Raw genomic sequence first — 21,763 nt, 5'->3', positions numbered from 1 at the left:
CAGGCCCGCACGATGCGGGCCTGATGCTGTACTGATTCAGAAACTGCTGAGGCAGGCCGCAAGTTGCGGCTTGTCGCTACAACTGATGTGATGATCGATTCGGTTAATCATATAAGGATAAAACGGGTTAGAGGTGGCGCGCATAATTGAGTCCAGCCCGACAATCAGCACTGCACTCTCGCCGCGCAGTGACAACGTCCCAAAACTGATACCAAACTCATTCTTCTGCGCGGGCGCACTGCCATATAACCCATCCTCGGCCGGGAACGGAATCGCAACGTGCGACAGCGAGTAGAGACCCGCAGGATAGGCAATTGCCAGCGGCTGAATCCGTTCCTGCATCTCTCCCGCGGGAACGCTTTTTGTCACCATCTCCAGTGAGGTGGCGGAGGCATTAGTGATCACCGTGGATGAGTAATTCCGACGCGCTGCAGGCAACAGCTGATTAACCGCGGTATATGAGGAGTGGCGGAATAACGGACTGACGCTGACCGCCTGATTGATATCGAACAGCACCAGTTCGCTGCCGTTCACTGGCAGATAATTATAGAGCGAGCGGATGACCGAAGGCGTACTGACGGTGGAATCCATTACCGACTGAAAGGTTAGCACGGGCGGGAAACCGGAGAGCTGCTGATTACGCGCATATTGCAGGATCTCTTTCTGCAGCGCCTGCGTCAGCAAATAGGTCTGCCGGGCAGCGTGAACCGGAAAAGAGTTGTATTTAAACGGATTAAACTCCGGCACGATATTCAGCCAGGCCGTTTTCGAAAAGGCAGGGAAAACAGAGGGCAACCCGGCAACACCTGCGAACCGGGCAAAACGAGTCACACCGATCATCGGCGATAACAGAATCAATTGCTGCGGACGACGCAGCGTGTGATCGCCCAGGCTGTCGAGCGCATATTTTACCGCCAGCGCCCCGCCGTTCGAGAAACCCACCAGATGCAGCGGCGTCTGCGTGCCCGCCAGCCGGGTCGCTTCCCGCACCGCCAGGCGTGTGGCGGCCATCCAGTCCTGCCAGTCAACATCGGTCAGACCCGCAGGCACCGTACCGTGACCCGGTAACCGTATCGCCACCGCCACATAGCCCTGCTGACGGTAAGCCTCTGCCACATGCCGCAGACTGTAAGGACTGTCGGTCAGTCCATGTAACAGCACTACCGCACCGCGCGGCCTGCCCGTCGGTTGCAGAATATAGGAACGGTTCCAGTCCTGCGCGAAATGCCCCGGATAGATCATGCTGCCAGCATAGTATCGGTTGAGTGGCGTTTTTTCTTCCGCATCCAGTCGGTCGCTGACCTGCTGCTTCATCTCGTCGAACAGATGATTTTCGGCCTTGAGGTAGTCAGCATAGGTCGCATTATCAAGCTGTTCCACTGTCAGTTCATGCGGGACCCAGGTGTGCCAGCGATGTAACTCCGGCCCGCGCTCCGCTTCATAGATTCGAATAATCAGTAGCAGCAGTAACAATACTCCAGACACAATCGCAAGACGCCAGAGCCTGCGGGTGACGGTTTTCCACCTCCGGGTCATAAATCCTTTCCTGAAAAATTAAAATGCATAGCGAAACCACGCGAACAGCACGTTGCCATTATTGTACGTGCCCGGAATATAGGTGAACTGTACATTCAGCGCCTTATAACCGGCAGAGAACAGCGGCAGAATAATCGGTAGCGGAATATAGTTACCAAAATCTTCGCGTGCGGTGATACCGGCGGTTAATCCCGCGCCAAGACGAAAGTCCTGATTCGAACCAGGATACCAGCCCTTCTCCCAGCCATAACCGACAATCGGCTGCCACTCATTGTGTGAGTCTTTGAAAGCCATTGCATAAAGCGCGCTCCAGTTGCCGCTGTCGCTGTAGCGGGAAATGCCCAGACCGCCTCCCCAGGGATTCTCGTTATAGTTATCGGTTTTTTCTTTGTCGTACATAAAGCGGGCGTGCCAGCTGATAAATGGCAGGTAGAGATCGGTATGCTGAGGCGCGTTCCAGGTCTGCGCAACATCGTCAGTGAATCCATTCCACCAGGAGGAGATTGGTGTGTTTTCAGCATGCAATGGCGCAGTAGTCAGCAATGCGGCAAAAACTGCCGTGGTGGTTGAAATTTTCATAGTGCGTACCGGTCAGCGTGCGGAGCAGATGAAAAATGAGTATAGCGCAGAGCCTGATGCAATCTTTGTCAGCGGTCATGCTTCGCTTAACCGGTAGTTTCTGAAGACAATAACGACAGCTTATTCAGTCAGGGTCTGGCGATTTCAGCCTGAAATCGCCAGACCTGTATGGAAATTAATCGAGGGAAAATTGCTGATTACAGTGAATGTTGTCTGCTGGGATTTAGTGAGGATAAGGACCGGGAAAATGCGGTGCAACGGTATGTAAGTAAGAAGATAACAAGATAACAAGATAAGGAGGTAAGGAGGTAAGGAGGTAAAACCGGATTCAGCCGGTGGGCTGAATCCGGTGGGAGACTCACGAGGCTTGAGCCTCTTTTGGCTTTTCACCAAACTTCTCTTTCATGTGTGACTCAATCTCTTCCAGGCTTTTGCCCCGCGTCTCTGGCACCATCGCCATCACGAAGAACAGCGACCCGACGTTAATCGCGGCAAAGATGAAGAAGGTGGTGCTACCAGCATATTCCATTATCGGTGGAAAACCGAAGGCGACTATCGCGTTAAAGATCCACTGTAGTGAGACAGCGCCGCCGGTTAATACGCCACGCAGCTGCATCGGGAACAGCTCCGACATCATCAGCCAGTAGACCGGCGAGATGCACATCTGCATGCAGAACAGGAACAGCAGAATACAGGCCAGGGCGAGGTAGCTCTGCATCAGGCTGGGAGCGATAAAGGTCATCACGCTGCCCAGCATAATCTGCGAAGCGACCACCAGACACAGGCCGGTAATCAGCATCGTCCGGCGCGGGAAGCGACTAACCGCCCAGATACCGACAATCGCCGCCACCACTGAGACCACGCCGTTACCGATGGTCGCGGCAATCGAGGCGCTGGTGCCAAGTCCGGTCTGTTTAAGGATGATCGGGGTGTAATACATAAAACCATTTACCCCGGTGAACTGGGCGACAAAGCCCAGACCGACGCCGATAACCATCAGGCGAATCACCCACTTTTCACGGATCAGGGTTTTCGCATCCGGCCCACGTTCCGCCGCCCTCGCCTGCTTCTTCATCTGCGCCATCTCATGGCGCACTTCACGCGGCGTTTCACGCAGATACTTCAGGATCTTTTTAGCCTCTTTCAGACGCCCTTCCGCCACCAGCCAGTGAGGTGAGGCGGGAACGAAGAACGTGCCGATAAACAGCAAAAGACCCGGTACCATGGCAATTGCCAGCATGTAGCGCCACAGGTGCTCATCATGCAGCAGATAGCTCAGCAGCGTACTGGCAACATAAGCAATGAGCTGTCCGGTAACGATCATCAGCTCATTGCGGCTGACCAGCGGCGCACGCAGGCGCGGTCCGGCAATTTCGGCGATAAACACCGGCACGGTAGAGGAACCGCCACCGACAGCAATCCCCAGCAGGAAGCGCATTGCCACCATGACATTGACAGAAGGCGCCAGCGCTGTTCCCAGTGAACCCAGCACAAAAATAACCGCCAGGCTGCGTAGTGTAATACGCCGGCCAAACCGGTCAGAGAAGAAACCACTCAGGAAAGAGCCTATCGCGGCACCGAACACCAGCGAAGAGGCTACCAGCCCTTCAGTGAATGAATTCAGTCCAAGTCCACCCTGATCGGGTGGTGAGGTCATGTAGGGTAACGCACCCGAGATTATCCCGGTGTCATAACCAAAAGCCAGCGCGCCCATAGTGGCAACCAGTACCACTAAAAAAATGCGCTGGCGTACCGTATCCGCAGGCGCGTGATCGCCCGCTTCACCAGAGTCTGGTGTATTCGTACTCATAATATCCCTGCCATTAATTAGTTAAACATCCGTTTGATTAAATTTCATACGGAATAGAAATGGAACATATTTACCGAGTGGGTAAAGAAGTGTAGACGGTATTTAAAAGTTAGCTTTAGCAATGCGATTTTTATAACAGGGATAGTTAACCGGATAAATAAACCAGCGCAATAATGACGTCGTGAAAGTTATTTTAACATTAGGTTAACACTTTCAGTTCCTGCTGAATCCAGCTCAGGAAATGCGCGACGCGGGGAAACTGGGCAAATCCACGCGGGAAGACCAGATGATGGGCGCTGACGGGCAGACTCTCCTGTTCGGACAAGACTCTGACCAGTTTTCCACTGCGCAGATAATCCTCCGCCAGCAATTCACTTTCAAATATAAGACCGTGGCCTAACATCGCCGCCTCAAGACTCATATAAGAGCGATCAAAGCGAAATAACCACTCTTTATCTGGCTGAGGTAATTGCTGAGAAGCAAACCACTGCGGCCACTGAATAAGCGGCGACTCCGATAATATCAGCGCATGATGAATTAAATCAGCGGCCTGATTAACAGGATGTTTTTTCAGATACTCAGGCGAGGCCAGCACCGACATTCTTTCGTGGCGGATCGTTTTAATCTCAAATGAGTTCCAGTCCGGGAATCCATGGCGTATCGCAATATCAATATTGTCGCGGCTGAAAGATAAATTCTCGTAAGAGCAGGAGAGCGTGAGCTGGAACTCGGGATAGCTGTCGCGAAATTTATGGATGCGCGGCAACAGCCACAGCAGACCGAAACTGGGCGCGCAGTGGATCCTGAGGTTGCTGCGGGCTTTCTCGTTACTGATGCGTGCAGTCGCCTGCGTCAGACTCAGCAGTATCGGACCAATCTCCCTGAGGTAATGCTCACCCGACAGCGTCAGCACTACGCCCTTTGCCGAACGATTAAACAGAATACAGCCCAGTTCACGCTCCAGTTTTGCCAGCTGATGACTGGCCGCCGAAGGCGTAATACTTAATTCCTCGGCCGCACGCGCGACATTACCAAAATGGGCCACCTGCTCAAAAACCCGCAGTGATTTAATCGAAGGTAAGTGATCAGACTGCTTTTCCATCCGCCTCTCCACACTGGAATTTTGTGATGTGTGCCCATTTTTAAATCGCAGAATTGTTAACTGCATCAAACCAACAAATTCATTCAGCATCAAATGAATTTTTTTGCATTGCCAATATTAGCCGCTTTATCAATTCTGATCGTGACCCTGCCGGTAGCGATACCGAACCACTAATAATTATTTTTCTGGAGTGGACAATGTTACTCGAAAATAAAGTTGCGATTATTACAGGTGCCGCCTCTCAGCGCGGCATTGGCCGGGCTACAGCCGCCTGTTTTGCTCAGCATGGCGCGCGCGTGGTGGTGCTCGATTTAGATCTGCAGGCCGCCCAGGCCAGCGCACTGTCTTGTGGTGATGGGCATCTCGGCCTGGCCACCGATGTGACCGATCCCCTCTCTGTTCGTCGTGCCATCGACCAGGTCCTTGAGCACTTCGGCCGTATTGATGTGCTGGTCAACAATGCAGGTATTACTCAGCCGGTTAAAACACTGGAAATCGGCATCGAGGATTACAACCGTATTCTTGATGTCAATCTGCGCGGCACGCTGCTGATGTCTCAGGCGGTGATCCCCACCATGCAGCAGCAGAAAGGCGGCAGCATCATCTGCCTGTCCTCGGTCTCAGCACAGCGCGGCGGCGGGATTTTCGGTGGCCCGCACTACAGTGCCGCTAAAGCGGGCGTTCTGGGCCTGACTAAAGCGATGGCGCGCGAATTTGGCCCTGACCAGATACGCATTAATGCCCTGACGCCCGGTCTGATCCAGACGGACATCACTGGTGGCCTGTTACAGGATGAACGCCGCCACGCCATTCTCGACGGAATTCCGCTCGGCCGCCTTGGGTCCGCCAGTGACGTCGCCAACGCTGCGCTGTTTCTCGCCAGCGATCTCTCCGGTTATCTCACCGGCATCACGCTGGATGTGAACGGCGGCATGCTGATCCATTAAATAGCGCCCTTCCCTGCCCGCACGCCTGGCGGGCTAACTTCGGGAGTGAACACCATGACCACGCTTAATCTGAGCGCAGCCTCTGCTGCGCGCGATATCACCTATCGCAAAATTGCCTGGCGCCTGATGCCCTGGCTGATGCTCTGTTATCTCTGCGCCTATCTTGATCGCGTCAATGTGGGCTTCGCTAAATTACAGATGATGGATGATTTGTCTCTCAGCGAAACCGTGTATGGACTGGGTGCCGGGATCTTTTTTATCGGCTACTTCTTCTTTGAGGTGCCGAGTAACCTGATCCTGCACCGTGTCGGCGCACGCCGCTGGATTGCCCGCATTATGATCACATGGGGCATCATCTCAGCCCTGTTCGCCTTTGTAGAAACCGCATGGCAGTTCTACCTGCTGCGCTTTCTGCTCGGCGTCGCCGAGGCCGGTCTTGCGCCAGGTTTACTGCTCTACCTGACCTACTGGTTTCCATCACACCGTCGCGCGCGTATGACCGTGCTCTGGTTTGTCGCCATTCCACTTTCAGGGATGATTGGCGGCCCGCTCTCAGGCTGGATTATGGCGACCTTTGCAGGCTTTCACGGATGGGCCGGCTGGCAGTGGATGTTTATGCTGGAAGCTATCCCCACTCTTATTATGGGATTAGTGGTACTGCTGGTTCTGAAGGATCGCGTTGAACAGGCAGAGTGGCTGGATGAAGATGAGAAACGCCGCGTGCGTGCCGATCTTGACGAGGATAATCAGCAGAAAGCCTGTCATGGCACGGTAAAAGCCTTTGTCGCCGACCGTCGTCTGTGGCTGCTGGCGCTGATCTACTTCTGTGTGGTGATGGGTCAGTACGCCCTGACGTTCTGGTTACCGACGCTGGTGAGAAACTCAGGCGTCAGTGAGCCGCTGCATATTGGGCTGCTGACCAGTCTGCCTTACCTCTGCGCCATTATCTTTATGCTGCTGGCCGGGCGCAGTGGCGACCGCTATCGTGAACGCCGCTGGCATCTGATTGTTCCGATGCTGATCGGACTCACCGGACTGACGCTGGCAACTCTGCTGAGCCATAGCGTCTCCCTGTCACTGCTCTCCCTTTGTATTGCCGCTGCGGGCATTCTTTCCGCCTCATCGCTGTTCTGGATGTTGCCGACCAATCTGTTAGGTGGCGTCTCTGCCGCCGCAGGCATCGCCGCCGTGAACTGCATTGCTAATCTGGCCGGTTTTTTCTCACCGTGGCTGATAGGCACCATCACCACCGCAACCGGTACGCCCGCTTCCGGAATGTACTTTATTGCTGCCGTCCTGCTGGGTGGCGCGCTATGCGTGCTGCGCATCCGGGCAGCGGACGTTAATCGTTAATCAGGAGGTAATATGACTGACTCTCGTCACGCTTCACACGTGCTCTCATTGCAGCAACGAGCCACCAATATTCGCCGCCATGCCTTATTAATGGGGCAGATTCAGGGGCAGGGATATATCGGTCAGGCGCTGGGTGCAGCCGATTTGCTTGCTGTCAGCTATTTCCACGCCATGAATTACCGGCCGGATCAACCTGAGTGGGAAGACCGCGATCGCTTCTATCTGTCGATTGGCCATTACGCTATCGCCCTTTACGCCGCCCTGCTGGAAGCAGGCGTGATACCTGAAGAGGAAAGGGAAACCTATGGGACTGATGAGAGCCGCTTGCCGATGTCCGGCATGGCTGCCTATACCCCAGGCATGGAAATAACCGGCGGTTCACTGGGTCATGGCTTAGGTATTGCTGTGGGTGCCTGTCTGGGGCTGAAACAGAAAGGCTCGCAGGCACGAGTCTATAACCTGCTTTCAGATGGTGAACTGAATGAAGGCTCTACCTGGGAAGCGGCAATGTCCGCCTCACACTGGCAACTTGATAACCTGATCGCCCTTATCGACGTCAACAATCAGCAGGCTGACGGCCATAGCAGTGAGATTCTCGCTTTTGAACCCATTGTGGATCGCTGGCAGGCTTTTGGCTGGTACACCCAGCGGGTTGATGGCAACGATATCTCTGCTTTGCAGGCCGCCTTTGATGCGGCTCGCAGCTGGCCCGAACCCCAGCCGCGCGTCATCATTTGCGATACCCGAATGGGCAAAGGGGTGCCGTTTCTGGAAAGTCGTGAGAAAACCCACTTTATTCGGGTCGATGCCAATGAGTGGGACAAAGCCCTGACTGCACTTGAGCAAGGAGTCTGAGATGAGTTCACAACCGCAAAAAAAACGTCTGACCACATCCGCCATGATCGCCTCGATCGCCGCTGAAGGCCAGCCCACGGTTTCAGCTCCTTTTGGACATGCCCTGGTCTCTCTGGCAGAGCAGCGCTCAGATGTGGTCGGGCTGACGGCTGATTTAAGTAAATACACCGATCTGCACCTGTTCGCAGAGGCTTTTCCGAAACGCTTTTATCAGATGGGCATGGCGGAACAGTTACTGATGAGCGCCGCAGCAGGTATGGCGCGTGAAGGGTTTATGCCTTTTGTCACCACTTATGCCGTCTTTGCTTCCCGCCGCGCTTATGATTTTATCTGCATGGCCATCGCCGAAGAGAATCTGAACGTTAAAATCGCCTGCGCACTGCCGGGCCTGACCACCGGTTATGGACCGAGTCATCAGGCGACTGATGACCTGGCAATCTTCCGTGGCATGCCGAACCTGACTATCATCGATCCCTGCGATGCACTGGAGATTAGCCAGGTGATACCGGCTATCGCTGAACATCAGGGTCCGGTCTATTTGCGCCTGCTGCGCGGTAAGGTTCCGCTGGTGCTGGATAAATATGACTATCGCTATCAGCACGGTAAGGCTCAGCGCCTGCGCGGCGGTAAGCATGCCGTTATTATCAGCAGCGGATTGATGACCATGCGGGCGCTCGAAGCCGCTGAAGCGCTGGAGAAGCAGGGGATTGAGGTCGGTGTGGTTCATTCACCCATGATTAAGCCTCTGGATGAAGAGACCATCCTGCGTGAGGCGGGGGTAGCACTGCATCATAACCAGCTGGTTATCACCGCTGAAAATCATTCGATAACGGGTGGCTTAGGCGAAGCTATTGCCGGCCTGTTAATGCGAAACCATGTGACACCGCGCTTTAAACAGATTGCTCTGCCGGATGCTTTCCTTGCAGCAGGCGCACTACCGACGCTGCATGACCGTTATGGCATATCAACTGATGCCATGGTTAAGCAAATCACCGCCTGGCTTGAAGCCTGATTCATATCAAAACCGGGCCTGGCCCGGTTTTCTTCTGCATAGGTTCGCTGCTGCCGTGGAAGATCATCATTGCATTACGTCACTTCACATCGGTCTGATTACTGATTGCAGTGGTCAGCACTCTCTGCGCATCAGCAACTACGCTGTATGCTGATAACAGCCACTTATAACCCGGTTCAATGCCATACAGACGTTATTTCTCGCAATTCACTGTAAACAGCAGTGCAGTGAGCCATCGCCTTTTATCAGGTAGGCCGATAGGGGCTCTTCGTCCGTAAGCTGCCGATTTCATCTGCTTTACCCAATACAGTGAATCTGATGCCATGCAACTACCTTTCCGTCATGAGCAGACTGTGACAATCTTTTCGCGCTGATCAGGTTTTAATGGAGTTCCCTGCCAAAGCTGCATCTTGTATCGCACCTCTTCAAAAAAAATTTTATCGCGCAGAAAAAGTTATCCACTTTTTCTGTGGATAAGTGAGGGATAGTTTCTGAGTATCTTTTTTCACTCTCTGTTCAGGACTTTACTGCTCTTAAGATACGCCTCTTTTCTGATCTTATCCGTTCGCCCTCAGGCCTAAACGAGGGAGCGTTTAACTGCAGGCATGGCGATTTCAGGCTGAAATTCTTGAATCTTTTATATTAAAAACAAACAGTTAATCACGAAATATCGCTGGCGGGCTAATGTTTGGAGAAAGGCCAGGCAGAGGGTTTAGCGGAGTGTGTGAAGCCGGTACGCTGTGACTGAGGTTCAGTGGGGGTTGATTGGTCACTAATGAACCAGTCCCGGAAAATCATTACTTGCAATATTCTGACCGTCGGATGCGCGCTGACGGCGATGAGATTCATCAACGATAGCATCAGACGAAAAACGTTATCTCTGTTTATAGTGACCTGTGCGGTTTGGAAGGGGCCTGGGTATCTGGCGAAAGAGTTCAGCGAAGTGGCGATTTCATGCAGTTTTTCAGCAAGAGATAATAAAGCAATTTATTATATTTCAATATCTTAAGCAGGAATTCACACTTAAAAATCTGGCGATTTCAGCCTGAAATTTGGGTGTCCGCCATCTCTTTTAACGACGACTCGCTACAAAAATCGAAAAAAAAGCCAGCGTTTATCGCTGGCTGATTTGAGTGCATATACGTTAACGGTTGAGATATTTTTTCAGGGTCTCCGCAATAACTTTATCCAGCTCTTCCTGCAACTCTTTCGACTGCCGGTTAAATTCATAACTGAACATCCGTCCGCGTACCTTTTTTCGGGCGAACCGATCTTTATCAGCAAAAGACCAGAGCGCAGTCGCCTGGGTTTTATCTTTCTCCGGTTCTTTGATCAGAGTCTGGCTGCCCTGTCGAATCAGACGCAGAATATGATTTTTAAGCTCGTCCTCGGCCAGACCTTCACGGGCACAGACCACATCAATTTCCCTGGAAATGGATTTGATCAGAGCTTCAACGCTTTGCCCCGACTCACTCAACTTGTCAGCAGCCTGTAACAACGCTTTATAGTCGGGATAGGTCAGCTCAGCGTGATTAGGAAAAAGTGAAATCAAATCTGATGGAACGCTGGCGGCCTGCAGGGCACGCGTCACTTTCGCCTGGGACAAACCCTGATTTTCAGCAATCTCCTTCTGCGACAAACCGCCATCTTTAAGTGTTAACAGACGCATACCCACTTCGCGCAGATTGTGTTCCCGTGCCGTCTGAATATCCTGCGCCAGTCGGCGGGCTTCATCAGCGGTGATGGCCGCGTCAGTGATCAGCACGTCCAGGCCGGTTTTGCAGTAGAGTGCGGCTGCACGACGACGTGAGCCATCCAGGATTTCGATGCGGTCATCGCGCATCACGCCAATAGCGGGAAAGAACTGCTGCAGCTTAATGGTCCGGATAATGTCGCGCAGCGAATCAGGTGTCAGGCCTGCCTGATCGCGACCGTTGGTTTCCATTGTGACGAACGTTTTGCTTTCAACGTCGCTGGCGGCAATGCGTTCAAAGCGAAACAGGGCGCGCTTGCCCGTTGCCAGAACGAATGTCTGGTTGTGCTGGCTGTCTGGCGTGTCATTTTCCAGTGGAGTCTGGCTGAAGGTTCTGCCAATCGTAATTCTTTTTGCGCTCATACAAACCTCAGTTCAGGCGAATAAATTCGATACGGTCGAAGACGGCTTTAGCAAAGTCTTCTGCGGCGGATCGTGCATTCTTCAACGCTTCGCTGCTACCGACGTATGTCGAAGGATTGGCGGAGATAACCGTATCAAAGGATTCGCCACAACGTTCGAAACCATCAAGGCGGGGAAGGGCAGCATCAAGCATGTCGCCACCAAAAATCTCTTTTGCCAGGCTGTGACAGAGTTTGTGGTCTGCTTTATTGGAGAGCTTCGACATGAAGCCAATATTACCCTGCAGCCGACAGGTCGCGCCGGAGTCTTCGATAATCGCAATCAGTTCCGGAAGACGTGTCAGGTATTTTAGTGTCGAGTGAAAGTCTACCTGAGCCGGTGGCACCGGAGTCATCAGAAGATCTGACGCTGCAATCGCATTCTTCAGGAAGGCATCAAGATGCGGGCCGCTGTCGATAAAGATAAAGTCATAATCTTTTTTCAGTTTGGCAATAACGTTGTCATACAACACGGCGTGAACGTTCTGTTGCGGAAGATGCTCAGCACAAAGCTGATCCCAGCTTGAGGCGATAAAGGCGTCATCAATCGATGCTGGCAGCACATCCACACCCGGAATGATCGACGGAACGATAAACTCGTTGACCAGCTCATCTCGTGAGACATTCTGCAGCATTGCCTGCGCCGCAGTCGCTTCCACCAGCCCGACGGAGCGCTCGTGGTTCAGAAACATGGTTGCTGAGGACTGCGGATCAAGGTCGATAACCAGGATGCGCAAATCTTCAAAAAGCAGATGTGGATGTGCACGTAGCGCATGTGCCAGCGAGACGGTAGAAACCGTTTTGGAGACGCCGCCCTTCAGATTACCAACAAACAGGGTATAGGCTTCACTGTGGCGATCGCGATACTTCGGCACGCCACGATGATGATAGATATCGATAATATTCTGAATCGACATAGCATATTTAACGGAAGAACCGGCCGCACGTTTATCAAATTGATAACCGCTTTCTTCCATCTCATTGACTGCGTAATCCACACTGGCTCGGGTCAGTTTGGGCAACTTTGCCAGCGCCGCTTTGGCATAGACCTGATAGTAGGTATTTTCATGCAGTTCCTGCTTTTGCGCCTGAATTTGCTCGGTGAGGCTTAGCAGCATGCGTTCTGAACGCTGCGCAACCTTCATCACCTGCTTGTCATCATTAGCCATAGTTGCTCCAAACATGTAGGATTTATGACTTTATACAGAAATCCTGCACGTGAGGCAATAAATTATCTTCTCAACATAATCTCCGTTTTTATGTAACCACACGGGTTTTGGTGAGCTTCATCACATTATTTCGTCTGGCCGAATATATTTTGCAGGTTAATTGCGGTCAGCATTCACTGTAATCAGCAGAACATTCACTGTAGTGAGCAAACAGGTTTAAAAATCATCAGACAAACCGGGTACATTGAGCGGGAAAGGGGGAGAACACAGAAGACGAACCTTGAGATCAAACGTTCACTGTAGTCAGTAAAGCTTGTGTCTCTTTCGGTGACGTTATGGAGCAGGCGAAAGAGCGATGGATACATTGATAAATGGATTTCAGGCAGTGACTGCAGGTTGCTGTGCTGATCTTTGCCACTGCATCACTTCAACATTCACTATAGTCAGTAGCGTTTTACGTGTTCAGCTCTGTGAAGAGCAACGTTCACTGTAATCAGTAAACTTGCCGATCAGGAGCCAGAAGAGGGAGCAGGGCAGAGTAAACGTTCACTGTAGTCAGTAAGGATGGGTTGAAAAATCCTCAGCGGATGATAAAAGCATCGGAATCTGGAGAGGGAATATACACCGGCAACGTCACAACCGACTCTGTTCTGCGATACAGAAGCGTAAAGCCCATAAACGTTCACTGTAATCAGTAAATCCAGAAAGCAGTAAACATTCACTATAGTCAGTAACATCACAAACAGAAGAGGGATTAGAAGGAGAACAACCGCGCAAACATTCACTGTAGTCAGTAGTTCCTGGTTAGCAGTAAGTAGACAGAAGCGATTCTGTTCTGCATCAGCGCGTGCCGACAGGGTCGTAATATGAGTCAGTAGATAGCAGTAAGAAGACAGAGGCGATTCCGTTCTGCATCAGTGTGTGCCGAGTGGTCGTGAAAGACTCAGGCCATGCGAGCAACGGCTTCTTCTGTCGTCCTTCAGCCAGTCATGCACCAGCCCCGTATCGTATACATCAGCAATGCCGTCAGCAGGTTCACTTTAACGTTCACTGTAATCAGTAGAATGCACGATGCCTTCAGGTACACCGCAGCAAACATTCACTGTAATCAGCAGAACGTTCACTGTAATCAGTACAAGATTAGCATCTCGCCATGGCAGTTATGACTCGCCTCAGACCGGGCATCTGGTAACAACGTTCACTGTAATCAGTAGCGATTCGGAAAGCCGTTTAAGAGATTCAATGGTGAGGCGAGGGTAGTGCCCATCAGCAAACATTCACTGTAATCAGTAACAGTGTCACGCTGTTCTCTCTGGTTACGTGTGTCATTCAGGTCATACGTATCATGTGAATCACGCTGAGCAGACCCCTCATGGTAAACCGCATCCAACCCTGATTTGCTGGCCAGCCAGTAATGCTCTTTGAGAACAGGGCAGAGCAAAGGCATTCACTGTAGTCAGTAAAAAGGATTCACTGTAATCAGCAGAGAGAGGCTTAGCCAACCGAAGTCAGGGCATTCACTGTAATCAGTAAACACAGTATAATTGAGTGCTAACAAATATGAGAGTAAGTACTAACTTACTTGTTAAGCCTTATAAAATGGCACGCAGAGGGGAGAGGGGGGAAGAACACACTTTTGCCCGGAGGCCCGTATACTGATTACAGTGAACGTTACTGATCACAGTGAATCTCTGGAGAGTACTGATTACAGTGAATGAAGAGTGGATGGCGCAATGTCACCGGTAACGCAGAAAGTGACACTGCCACGCAGGAATACTGATTACAGTGAACGTGAGGGGTTAATCATCAAACTCGATCTCATCCAGCGAATCGATGCTCTCAAGATTACTGATGCCATCAAGCTTAGGCGTACGGCTGTGGATAATAAAAAAGACTGAGCGGCCACGCTTCACTTCTGAGTAATCCAGATAACCGATCTCTTTCAGCTGCTCCATCGCGCGCCGCACGACATGGTTCTGCGTGGTGGTCTTAGAGCCGAGATTCAGGCGCATACGCAGGCGTGCAAGCGAGATAGGCGCTGGATTAGTTGGCAGGCTTTCCAGGAAGGTGTAAAGCGCCTGCGCAGACTCTTTACGCTTCAGACGGGATATCGCACGGAGCTGAAGCAGGACCTTGTGGTCGAAGTTATAGAGTTCGAACAGCTTGGGGTCGGCCTGGATGCGCACAATATCTTTTTCGCGATCGTAATAAGCAGACTGAACAAGGTGGGTATGATAGGCCTTGCCGTTGCCTTCAAAAGAGAGCGTATTGGTCGCGATGCGGCGCAGAGAGGCATCAAGACGCTTGCGCAGGGCGGCTGAAGAGTTGGCAGAGGGAATGCCACACATCTTCACAAAATCGATAAACGGCAGCGTGACGGTATCGCCTTTGGTCGGATAGCGGGAAAACGATTGAATAATACCCGCCCAGGTTTTGAAATCGTTATCCATATCCAGCCGCGCGCCGGTAATGGTAATCTTTTCGTAGCCTTCCGCTTTCACCAGCGTCAGATTCTTCAGCTCTTTCGTCGCATCTGTTGATGCCATCGCACCGGATTTACCGCGTGCAGTAGATTTCAGCGTCGGCACGAACAGCCCAAGACGCATTAAAGCGACGGGCTGAACAGTATTATTCTTGTTGGGATGAAGCTGAATAACTTCACCGCTGTTTTTTGTCACTGACAGAAAAGGTTCAAGTAACGCTTTGTTTTCGTTGTCTTTATCTGCCATGGCGTAAGATCTTCATTCTGTGGATGAAAGGGATCGTTTTCTGACTACAGTGAACATTAGCACTGTTTACAGTGAACATTCTACCTGGTACAGTGAATAAAGTACTGATTACAGTGAACACTTTACTGATTATAGTGAACGCGATCACCCTTTCAGCCCTTGTGGGGTGCGGCCTGCGACGATCGGGGATCTCTTAGGATCTCTATATGATCTATTAAGGATCGTTTATTAGGATCTGGTCACTGTATAAGTGGAAAACTTAAGGCGTAACATCTTTTTCAAATGTGCTGACCATCAGCAAAAACTGGCCCGCAATCTGCCCACTGCCTGACAGGCTAATCAGCTACAGCAGCCTTCATTCTCAATAAATAAACAACTTCCTCACTATTATTCATTTTTCATCATCAACTACAGCGCGTATTGTCTCTCCATCACTGACAGAATGAGGAAAACGGCACCATGACTGAACATGCCTTATCACGTAACCCTACAACTGGTGAAATTCTGGCACGCTATCCTTTGCAGAACAGTGCAGAGCTGGAACAGACACTGACTGAAAGCGCATCTGCTTTTGCAGCATGGAAACGCAGCACCATGACGGACCGCATTCGCGTATTGCGTCAGCTTGGCGAACAGATCCGTCTGCGTGAGCAGGATCTTTCCCGCATGATCACCCTGGAGATGGGTAAACCCATTGCACAGGCACGCGCTGAAGTTCTGAAATGCGCTAACTTATGCGACTGGTATGCGGAACATGGCCCTGCAATGCTGGCCGATCAGCCTACGCAGATTGCCGATGCGTGGCAGCGATTCCGTCCCATCGGGGTGATCCTGGCTGTAATGCCATGGAATTTCCCCTTGTGGCAGGTTCTGCGGGGCGCAGTGAGTATGTTGCTGGCAGGCAACACCTATCTGCTCAAACACGCGCCTAACGTCATGGGAAGCGCCACACTGATGGCTGAGCTGTTCAGGGCAACCGATCTGCCTGCTGGCGGCTTTAACCTGATCAACGTTGACAATGATGGTGTCTCCGTAGCCATCAAAGATGACCGTATTGCCGCCGTTGCCGTTACCGGAAGTGTCCGGGCTGGCGCCGCGATCGCCGCACAGGCGGGCGCAGCACTTAAGAAAACCGTGCTGGAGCTGGGTGGATCCGATCCCTTTATCGTGCTGGCGGATGCCGATCTTGATGAAGCGGTTAAATCAGCCGTTATTGGACGTTTCCAGAATACCGGACAGGTGTGTATGGCTGCCAAACGCTTTATTTTGGAAGCTCCGATCGCTGAAGAATTTGAAAAACGCTTCACTGCCGCGGTCCAGGCACTCACCATGGGCGATCCGCTGGATGAAAATACCTTCCTGGGCCCGATGGCACGCGCCGATCTGCGTGACGAACTGGATGGACAGGTAAAGGCCACGCTGCGTGAAGGTGCACGTCTGGTACTGGGCGGCGAGAAAGTGGCAGGGCAGGGTAACTACTACGCGCCGACCATTCTCGCTGATGTCACCAGCGACATGACCGCGTTCAGGCAGGAGCTGTTTGGCCCGGTAGCCGCTATTGCGGTCGCAAGGGATCCACAACATGCGCTGGAGATCGCCAACGACAGCGAATTTGGCCTCAGCGCCACCGTCTGGAGCGGTAATGAAGAGATTGCCGATCGGCTGGCGCTGCAGCTGGAAGTCGGTGCTGTGTTTATTAATGGCAACGGCGCGTCCGATCCGCGCGTTACCATCGGTGGTGTGAAGAAAAGCGGCTACGGCCGTGAACTGTCGCACTTTGGTGTGCACGAATTCTGTAACGTGCAGACCGTGTGGAAGAATCGTCGCTAGTATTTACTGTGCCGACGGAAGATAAGCGGGCGCTGTTTTAGCGACCACACTGAGCGGACGCAGCAACCGATGCGGTGCAAACGCACTCAGCATTGGTGAGCCTGTGCCGCTCAGCATCTCCTCAGCCACCAGCCTGCCCAGCAATGGGGCAAGTGTCATGCCGCTATGGCTGATCATCAGATAAACGCGTGCTGACTCGCTGATGTAGCCTAATGCCGGCAAGCCATCTGCCGGACGCGACCGCTGTCCTGTTTCAATCCGCTCAATTCTCGCGCCTTCCGTATTTCTAAACATCCGCCGCAATCGACGCAGCATCTCTTTGCCAATCAGTCCATCCGGCGAGACCGGCCGCGCCGGATCGGCATGCTGATCCAGATCCAGCGCCTGCAGCATCAGGCGGCCGCCACCATCCGGCCGCACATTCAGTTCCGGGGTAATCAGATTGCATTTAAGTGGGATCGGCAGAGGCTGCGTCTGCGCCAGAAAACTGCAGGCAACAGGATCGGCGCGGTTCGCATCGGTCATCGCCAGTTCAAGCCCGCACTGGCTTATCAGTTCCGGTGCCCAGCGGCCGGTCGCCAGCACCAGCTGATCGCCGCGCCATTCATCCCCACTGGCCAGCGTAAGATGGACATCCTGCGCCGATTCAGTCAGCGTCGTCACTTCATTGTTGCAGACCAGCTGCCCGCCACTGGTACGCAGCTCTGCCAGCAGAGAGGCGATAAACAGGCTCGGATAAAGCAGACACTCCGACGGGAAAGACCAGGCGTGCTGAACGCGGGGATCAAGTCGCAACTCGGGCATTGCACCCAGAAGTGCGGCGCGGCTACGTTTCTCTACGGGGTAATCGAGCGTCGTAAGCTTTGCTGCGCGCTGCGCCAGCTGGCGCAGGGATGAATCATCGGCTGCCCACTCCAGCGTGCCGGTTTCCAGCAGCCATCGGGGTGATGCAGGATGGCTGGCCTGCCAGCGCTTATGCTCGTCTATCGCATGGGCATTAAGATCATGGTAGCTGGTGGGTTCTTTGCCGTTGGCATTGACCCAGGCATAGCTGATCTGACTGGTTCCGCTGCCAGGATAGTTTTTATCGAAGACGGTGACCTGTGCGCCCCGTCGCGACAATGACTGCGCGACGGCTAAACCCAGCACGCCTGCACCGATTACGGCAATACGTTGTGGCATATCTGGTCTCTCCTGAACAGGGATTAGTGAAAACTGCTACCCGCCGGTTCGTTTACTATTGCGAAGTCAAAGAAGTACGTCAACCACGGCGTCAGGCGGTGGTTTCATCGAACCACGCGGGCACCGGATCGGCCAGAGTGATCCACTGTTCAGGCCCTGCTGCCATCTCCTGTGGTGTCAGCAGCGCATGATCCAGCGCGGCACGGACGCTCTTCTCGTCCATCTCAATGCCGATAAAGACCAGTTCCTGGCGCGCATCGCCGGTACCTTCCTGCCACTGTTCAGCGATAAAGTTGAGCGAATCCGCATCCTGTGGCCATTCAGTTCGCGGCACGCTGACCCACCAGCGCCCGGCATAACCCTGACGTGCCACCGCGCCCGCCTGCGACCACATCGCGGCATATTCCGGTCGACTGGCCAGCCAGAAGTAGCCTTTAGAGCGGATAACGCCGTCAAGCTGGTGGTTTACTGCATGCCAGAAACGCTGCGGATGGAACGGACGACGGGCGCGATAGACAAAGTTACGAATGCCATACTCCTCCGATTCCGGCTGATGCTCACCGCGCAGGGTCTGCAGCCAGCCGGGTGCCTGCGCTGCCCGGTCAAAATCAAACCGGCCGGTATTCAGCAGGCAGTCCAGCGGAACCTGCCCAAACTCACTGTTCACAATAAGCGCGTGCGGATTAAGCGCCTGCAGCATGCCCTTCAACTGGTGCAGCTGCGCCGGGCTGAGCAGGTCCGTTTTGTTCAGCACCAGCAAATCACAAAACTCAATCTGATCCACCAGCAGATCAACCACTGAGCGCTCATCCTGCGCGCCCAGCGATTCGCCACGTGACTGCAGATCATCGGCTGAGCGATAATCGCGCAGGAAGTTAAAGCCATCGACCACGGTGATCATACTGTCCAGCCGGGCATAGGCTGACAGACTTTCACCCGCTTCATCTTCAAACGTAAAGGTTTCGGCAACCGGCAGCGGTTCAGAAATGCCGGTAGACTCAATCACCAGGTGATCAAAACGCCCGGCCTGAGCCAGACGTTTTACCTCCAGCAGCAGATCTTCACGCAACGTGCAGCAGATGCAGCCGTTACTCATTTCGACCAGCTTTTCATCGGTGCGGGAGAGCTGCGCACCGCCATCGCGCACCAGCGCAGCGTCAATATTAATTTCAGACATATCATTGACGATCACCGCGATCCGCCGTCCTTCGCGGTTGTTCAGAATATGATTAAGCAGGGTAGTTTTACCGGCACCGAGAAAGCCGGAGAGAACGGCAACCGGCAGACGGGGATCGTCGGATGTCAGAGCAGAGAGTGTCATGGTGTTACCTGTAAGAACGCGATTAGAGATACGTTATAACATAACATTAGTGAGTTTGTTTTCAATCCGGATTTGTGTTTTTGTTGTGGGTACCAATGAGCGTTAAAAGGGAGTGGAAATGCAACAACTCACGCTTGTCCCGCGTCTGATGCCAGCCGTCAGGTCCGGAGAGAAAACCTCGACGATTCGCTGGCAGGAGGGCGATATCACCATGGGTCCGCTGAGACTGGTGAATCAGCAGGATGATACGGACGCGGTAATCGTGTGGGTGAAGCAGGTCGACACGCTGCGCTTAAGCGAAGTCGCCGCGACGCTGGGGAAACAGGAGGAATGGCCTGATGAGGTGCTGCTGGAAGGGATGCGCGAGCACTATCCGGAGATCAGGCTGAGCAGTGAGGTGCAGCTAATCACTCACCTCACGCCCGCAGAAACCCTGCAGAAGCTCACTAAACAGTGATCAGCTGTGCTCAATCACCAGCAGCGCCATCGTATCGGCTTCCAGCGCCCGAAAGATATGCAGCTCATCGCCCGGATAGGTAATGTAATCCCCCACATCCAGCTCCACCGCACTGTCGACCGGGCCCACCAGCGCACGCCCTTTAGCGATAATAATATGCTCAATGGTATTGGGGATATGGGGCTGTGAAATGCGTTCGCTGCCGGGCTGAACTTCCAGCAGATAGATATCACGCCGAACGCCGGGCGGGCAGGAGGCCAGCAAAACGGCCTGATAATCGGCCAGATCGGCGGTTACCGTCAGGCCCTCTCCACGCCGAATCACCTGCAGACGACGCGCATCCGGCTCCAGCAGACGTGAAAATGGAATGTTCAGCGTTACGCAAAGCGACCACAGGGTTTCAATGCCCGGATTGCCATTACCCGCTTCCAGCTGTGACAGCGTAGATTTGGCGATCCCTGCTCTGCGCGCCACTTCAGCCAGTGAAAGACCGGCTCGCTGACGTTCACGTACTAAGGCACTGGCAATAATGCTGATAGGGGTATTCAAACGCACTCCTGATAACCTGAATGTTTTTTATATCGAACATAACGTTCATCTTGTAAAACGCTTTCGCAGTGTTCATTATATCGGATTATATGTTCATTATGAGACAGAGTGATGCTTTTTCCGCAAATGCAGTTGCTGGACAAAGGGGTGATCAAAGCGATTTTTCTGGTCTGCCTGGCTGATGGAATTGTTGGTTTATCCTATGGCTCGCTGGCGTCGGCCGACGGGTTTCCGCTCTGGGTGCCGCTGGCGCTCTCAACGCTGGTGCTGGCGGGGGCGTCGGAGTTCCTGTTTATCGGCATTGTGGCCGGTGGCGGCAGTCCATTTACCGCCGCCGCAGCGGGCCTGCTGGTAAACGCACGTCATTTGCCGTTTGGCATCGCGGTCAAGGATCTGGTGGGGCAGGGTCCGTCAGGCTGGCTGGGCTGTCACATCATGAACGATGAAAGTGTGGTGTTTGGGATCTCTCAGCCGCAACTGGCGCAGCGCCGCAGTGCTTACTGGCTGTGCGGTATCGGTATCGGCTTGATATGGCCGGTCAGCGTCATGATCGGGGCAGCAATCGGGCAGTTTATTCCTGATGTCTCGGTGATCGGACTGGATGCGGTGTTTCCGGCGATCCTGATTGCTCTGATCTTCCCGGCGCTGCGCCAGCGACGCACCCGGATCCCCGCGACCGTCGGCGCGCTGCTCTCCTTGCTGGCGACGCCACTGGTTCCGGCGGGCATGCCGGTGCTGTTTTCACTGCTGGGCCTGCTGACATGGAGATCGCGCAAATGACACATCAGGGAATGATTATCGCCGGGATTGCCCTGCTGGCTGCCGGAACCTATCTGATGCGGTTTGCAGGCGTCAGGCTGGGAAACCGTCTGCCAATCAGCGAGCGCACCCAGCAGATGCTCTCCGACGCCGCCACGATATTGTTGCTGGCGGTAGCGGCCACCACCACGCTGTTTGAAGGCCAGCATTTTGCCGGTGTGGCACGGGTGGCGGGCGTGGGCTTTGCCCTGTTGCTGGCGTGGCGTCGTGCGCCGCTGATTATGATTATTCTGGGGGCGGCGGCGATGACGGCGCTGTTGCGTTTTCTCGGCATGCCCTGAGGATGTTATTAACCCCGGCAAAAGCGGGGATGTTATCGCGGTGAAAATTTGTCAGGATGGCACTCTCTCAGGCGTGAT

18 protein-coding genes are annotated in these 21,763 nt (G+C 53.2%); 8 read left to right on the top strand and 10 right to left on the bottom strand.

What is annotated here, in order from left to right; all coding sequences use genetic code 11:
• Positions 1–36: 36 nt before the first annotated feature.
• The 4 genes from HFD87_RS06485 to HFD87_RS06470 form a co-directional block, all read right to left on the bottom strand.
• Positions 37–1,536 carry an alpha/beta fold hydrolase gene (locus tag HFD87_RS06485; RefSeq protein ID WP_033787208.1) on the bottom strand — a complete coding sequence of 500 codons (1,500 nt, stop codon included), beginning with the start codon at positions 1,534–1,536 and terminating at the stop codon, positions 37–39.
• 18 nt (positions 1,537–1,554) lie between these two features.
• The gene (pagP, locus tag HFD87_RS06480) at positions 1,555–2,115 is read right to left on the bottom strand and encodes a lipid IV(A) palmitoyltransferase PagP (protein WP_167423112.1); all 561 of its coding nucleotides are present in this window, start codon (positions 2,113–2,115) and stop codon (positions 1,555–1,557) included.
• 358 nt (positions 2,116–2,473) lie between these two features.
• On the bottom strand, positions 2,474–3,925 hold the full coding sequence (locus HFD87_RS06475; RefSeq protein WP_158132394.1) for a sugar porter family MFS transporter: 1,452 nt from the start codon (positions 3,923–3,925) through the stop codon (positions 2,474–2,476).
• Positions 3,926–4,124: 199 nt separating this feature from the next.
• Complete coding sequence (locus tag HFD87_RS06470; protein ID WP_010246833.1) at positions 4,125–5,027, bottom strand: LysR substrate-binding domain-containing protein; 903 nt, start codon at positions 5,025–5,027, stop codon at positions 4,125–4,127.
• A gap of 197 nt (positions 5,028–5,224) precedes the next feature.
• On the opposite strand from HFD87_RS06470, the gene HFD87_RS06465 reads away from it, so the two are divergent.
• Genes HFD87_RS06465 through HFD87_RS06450 form a run of 4 tightly spaced genes read left to right on the top strand, consistent with a single transcriptional unit; the run spans position 5,225 to position 9,194 of the window.
• A complete protein-coding gene (locus HFD87_RS06465; protein WP_045139970.1) occupies positions 5,225–5,974 on the top strand; it encodes an SDR family NAD(P)-dependent oxidoreductase in 750 nt (249 codons plus the stop codon).
• A gap of 54 nt (positions 5,975–6,028) precedes the next feature.
• Positions 6,029–7,327 carry an MFS transporter gene (locus HFD87_RS06460; RefSeq protein ID WP_033779972.1) on the top strand — a complete coding sequence of 433 codons (1,299 nt, stop codon included), beginning with the start codon at positions 6,029–6,031 and terminating at the stop codon, positions 7,325–7,327.
• A gap of 12 nt (positions 7,328–7,339) precedes the next feature.
• On the top strand, positions 7,340–8,182 hold the full coding sequence (locus tag HFD87_RS06455) for a transketolase (RefSeq protein ID WP_060679379.1): 843 nt from the start codon (positions 7,340–7,342) through the stop codon (positions 8,180–8,182).
• Position 8,183: 1 nt separating this feature from the next.
• Complete coding sequence (locus HFD87_RS06450) at positions 8,184–9,194, top strand: transketolase family protein (protein ID WP_022624574.1); 1,011 nt, start codon at positions 8,184–8,186, stop codon at positions 9,192–9,194.
• Between the two features lie 1,144 nt (positions 9,195–10,338).
• On the opposite strand, the gene HFD87_RS06445 is transcribed toward HFD87_RS06450, so the two are convergent.
• From HFD87_RS06445 to HFD87_RS06435, 3 genes are all read right to left on the bottom strand, one after another.
• Entirely contained in the window at positions 10,339–11,310 is a 972-nt protein-coding gene (locus tag HFD87_RS06445; RefSeq protein WP_010246824.1) for a ParB family protein, read from the bottom strand.
• Between the two features lie 7 nt (positions 11,311–11,317).
• On the bottom strand, positions 11,318–12,517 hold the full coding sequence (locus HFD87_RS06440) for an AAA family ATPase (protein ID WP_010670591.1): 1,200 nt from the start codon (positions 12,515–12,517) through the stop codon (positions 11,318–11,320).
• A gap of 1,799 nt (positions 12,518–14,316) precedes the next feature.
• Positions 14,317–15,246: a RepB family plasmid replication initiator protein gene (locus HFD87_RS06435; RefSeq protein ID WP_010246820.1), complete on the bottom strand. Its 930-nt coding sequence runs from the start codon at positions 15,244–15,246 to the stop codon at positions 14,317–14,319.
• Positions 15,247–15,705: 459 nt separating this feature from the next.
• Between HFD87_RS06435 and HFD87_RS06430 the strand changes: the two genes are divergently transcribed.
• The gene (locus tag HFD87_RS06430; protein WP_163641555.1) at positions 15,706–17,076 is read left to right on the top strand and encodes an aldehyde dehydrogenase family protein; all 1,371 of its coding nucleotides are present in this window, start codon (positions 15,706–15,708) and stop codon (positions 17,074–17,076) included.
• Positions 17,077–17,079: 3 nt separating this feature from the next.
• On the opposite strand, the gene HFD87_RS06425 is transcribed toward HFD87_RS06430, so the two are convergent.
• Both HFD87_RS06425 and zigA read right to left on the bottom strand, forming a co-directional pair.
• Positions 17,080–18,258, bottom strand: a complete 1,179-nt coding sequence (locus HFD87_RS06425; RefSeq protein ID WP_167423111.1) for an FAD-binding oxidoreductase — start codon at positions 18,256–18,258, stop codon at positions 17,080–17,082.
• A gap of 91 nt (positions 18,259–18,349) precedes the next feature.
• Positions 18,350–19,579 carry a zinc metallochaperone GTPase ZigA gene (gene zigA, locus HFD87_RS06420; protein ID WP_010246814.1) on the bottom strand — a complete coding sequence of 410 codons (1,230 nt, stop codon included), beginning with the start codon at positions 19,577–19,579 and terminating at the stop codon, positions 18,350–18,352.
• Positions 19,580–19,697: 118 nt separating this feature from the next.
• On the opposite strand from zigA, the gene HFD87_RS06415 reads away from it, so the two are divergent.
• Positions 19,698–20,036, top strand: a complete 339-nt coding sequence (locus tag HFD87_RS06415) for an ASCH domain-containing protein (RefSeq protein WP_167423110.1) — start codon at positions 19,698–19,700, stop codon at positions 20,034–20,036.
• Here HFD87_RS06415 and HFD87_RS06410 read toward each other — a convergent pair whose 3' ends face one another.
• Positions 20,037–20,585, bottom strand: a complete 549-nt coding sequence (locus HFD87_RS06410; RefSeq protein ID WP_033768731.1) for a helix-turn-helix domain-containing protein — start codon at positions 20,583–20,585, stop codon at positions 20,037–20,039. It abuts the gene before it with no gap.
• Positions 20,586–20,696: 111 nt separating this feature from the next.
• On the opposite strand from HFD87_RS06410, the gene HFD87_RS06405 reads away from it, so the two are divergent.
• Together HFD87_RS06405 and HFD87_RS06400 are read left to right on the top strand one after the other, a co-directional pair.
• Positions 20,697–21,365 carry an AzlC family ABC transporter permease gene (locus HFD87_RS06405; protein WP_010246808.1) on the top strand — a complete coding sequence of 223 codons (669 nt, stop codon included), beginning with the start codon at positions 20,697–20,699 and terminating at the stop codon, positions 21,363–21,365.
• Entirely contained in the window at positions 21,362–21,685 is a 324-nt protein-coding gene (locus tag HFD87_RS06400; RefSeq protein WP_167423109.1) for an AzlD domain-containing protein, read from the top strand. Before HFD87_RS06405 ends, HFD87_RS06400 begins: the two co-directional genes overlap by 4 nt.
• The last annotated feature ends 78 nt before the right edge of the window (positions 21,686–21,763 follow it).

Origin of the sequence: Pantoea sp. EKM21T (assembly GCF_011800405.1) — a bacterium.
In the GTDB taxonomy this organism is placed as follows: Bacteria; Pseudomonadota; Gammaproteobacteria; order Enterobacterales; family Enterobacteriaceae; genus Pantoea; species Pantoea agglomerans.
Note: the sequence above shows the minus strand (reverse complement) of the source record. Positions and strands in the feature narration are given on the sequence as shown.

What these genes read in the sequence shown, in the direction of transcription:
- HFD87_RS06440 (WP_010670591.1), bottom strand. Translation starts at nt 12,517, where the DNA reads ATGGCTAATGATGACAAGCAGGTGATGAAGGTTGCGCAGCGTTCAGAA.
- HFD87_RS06450 (WP_022624574.1), top strand. Translation starts at nt 8,184, where the DNA reads ATGAGTTCACAACCGCAAAAAAAACGTCTGACCACATCCGCCATGATC.
- pagP (WP_167423112.1), bottom strand. Translation starts at nt 2,115, where the DNA reads ATGAAAATTTCAACCACCACGGCAGTTTTTGCCGCATTGCTGACTACT.
- HFD87_RS06475 (WP_158132394.1), bottom strand. Translation starts at nt 3,925, where the DNA reads ATGAGTACGAATACACCAGACTCTGGTGAAGCGGGCGATCACGCGCCT.
- HFD87_RS06425 (WP_167423111.1), bottom strand. Translation starts at nt 18,258, where the DNA reads ATGCCACAACGTATTGCCGTAATCGGTGCAGGCGTGCTGGGTTTAGCC.
- HFD87_RS06400 (WP_167423109.1), top strand. Translation starts at nt 21,362, where the DNA reads ATGACACATCAGGGAATGATTATCGCCGGGATTGCCCTGCTGGCTGCC.
- HFD87_RS06435 (WP_010246820.1), bottom strand. Translation starts at nt 15,246, where the DNA reads ATGGCAGATAAAGACAACGAAAACAAAGCGTTACTTGAACCTTTTCTG.
- HFD87_RS06485 (WP_033787208.1), bottom strand. Translation starts at nt 1,536, where the DNA reads ATGACCCGGAGGTGGAAAACCGTCACCCGCAGGCTCTGGCGTCTTGCG.
- HFD87_RS06470 (WP_010246833.1), bottom strand. Translation starts at nt 5,027, where the DNA reads ATGGAAAAGCAGTCTGATCACTTACCTTCGATTAAATCACTGCGGGTT.
- HFD87_RS06460 (WP_033779972.1), top strand. Translation starts at nt 6,029, where the DNA reads ATGACCACGCTTAATCTGAGCGCAGCCTCTGCTGCGCGCGATATCACC.
- HFD87_RS06430 (WP_163641555.1), top strand. Translation starts at nt 15,706, where the DNA reads ATGACTGAACATGCCTTATCACGTAACCCTACAACTGGTGAAATTCTG.
- HFD87_RS06465 (WP_045139970.1), top strand. Translation starts at nt 5,225, where the DNA reads ATGTTACTCGAAAATAAAGTTGCGATTATTACAGGTGCCGCCTCTCAG.
- HFD87_RS06445 (WP_010246824.1), bottom strand. Translation starts at nt 11,310, where the DNA reads ATGAGCGCAAAAAGAATTACGATTGGCAGAACCTTCAGCCAGACTCCA.
- HFD87_RS06455 (WP_060679379.1), top strand. Translation starts at nt 7,340, where the DNA reads ATGACTGACTCTCGTCACGCTTCACACGTGCTCTCATTGCAGCAACGA.
- zigA (WP_010246814.1), bottom strand. Translation starts at nt 19,579, where the DNA reads ATGACACTCTCTGCTCTGACATCCGACGATCCCCGTCTGCCGGTTGCC.
- HFD87_RS06405 (WP_010246808.1), top strand. Translation starts at nt 20,697, where the DNA reads ATGCTTTTTCCGCAAATGCAGTTGCTGGACAAAGGGGTGATCAAAGCG.
- HFD87_RS06415 (WP_167423110.1), top strand. Translation starts at nt 19,698, where the DNA reads ATGCAACAACTCACGCTTGTCCCGCGTCTGATGCCAGCCGTCAGGTCC.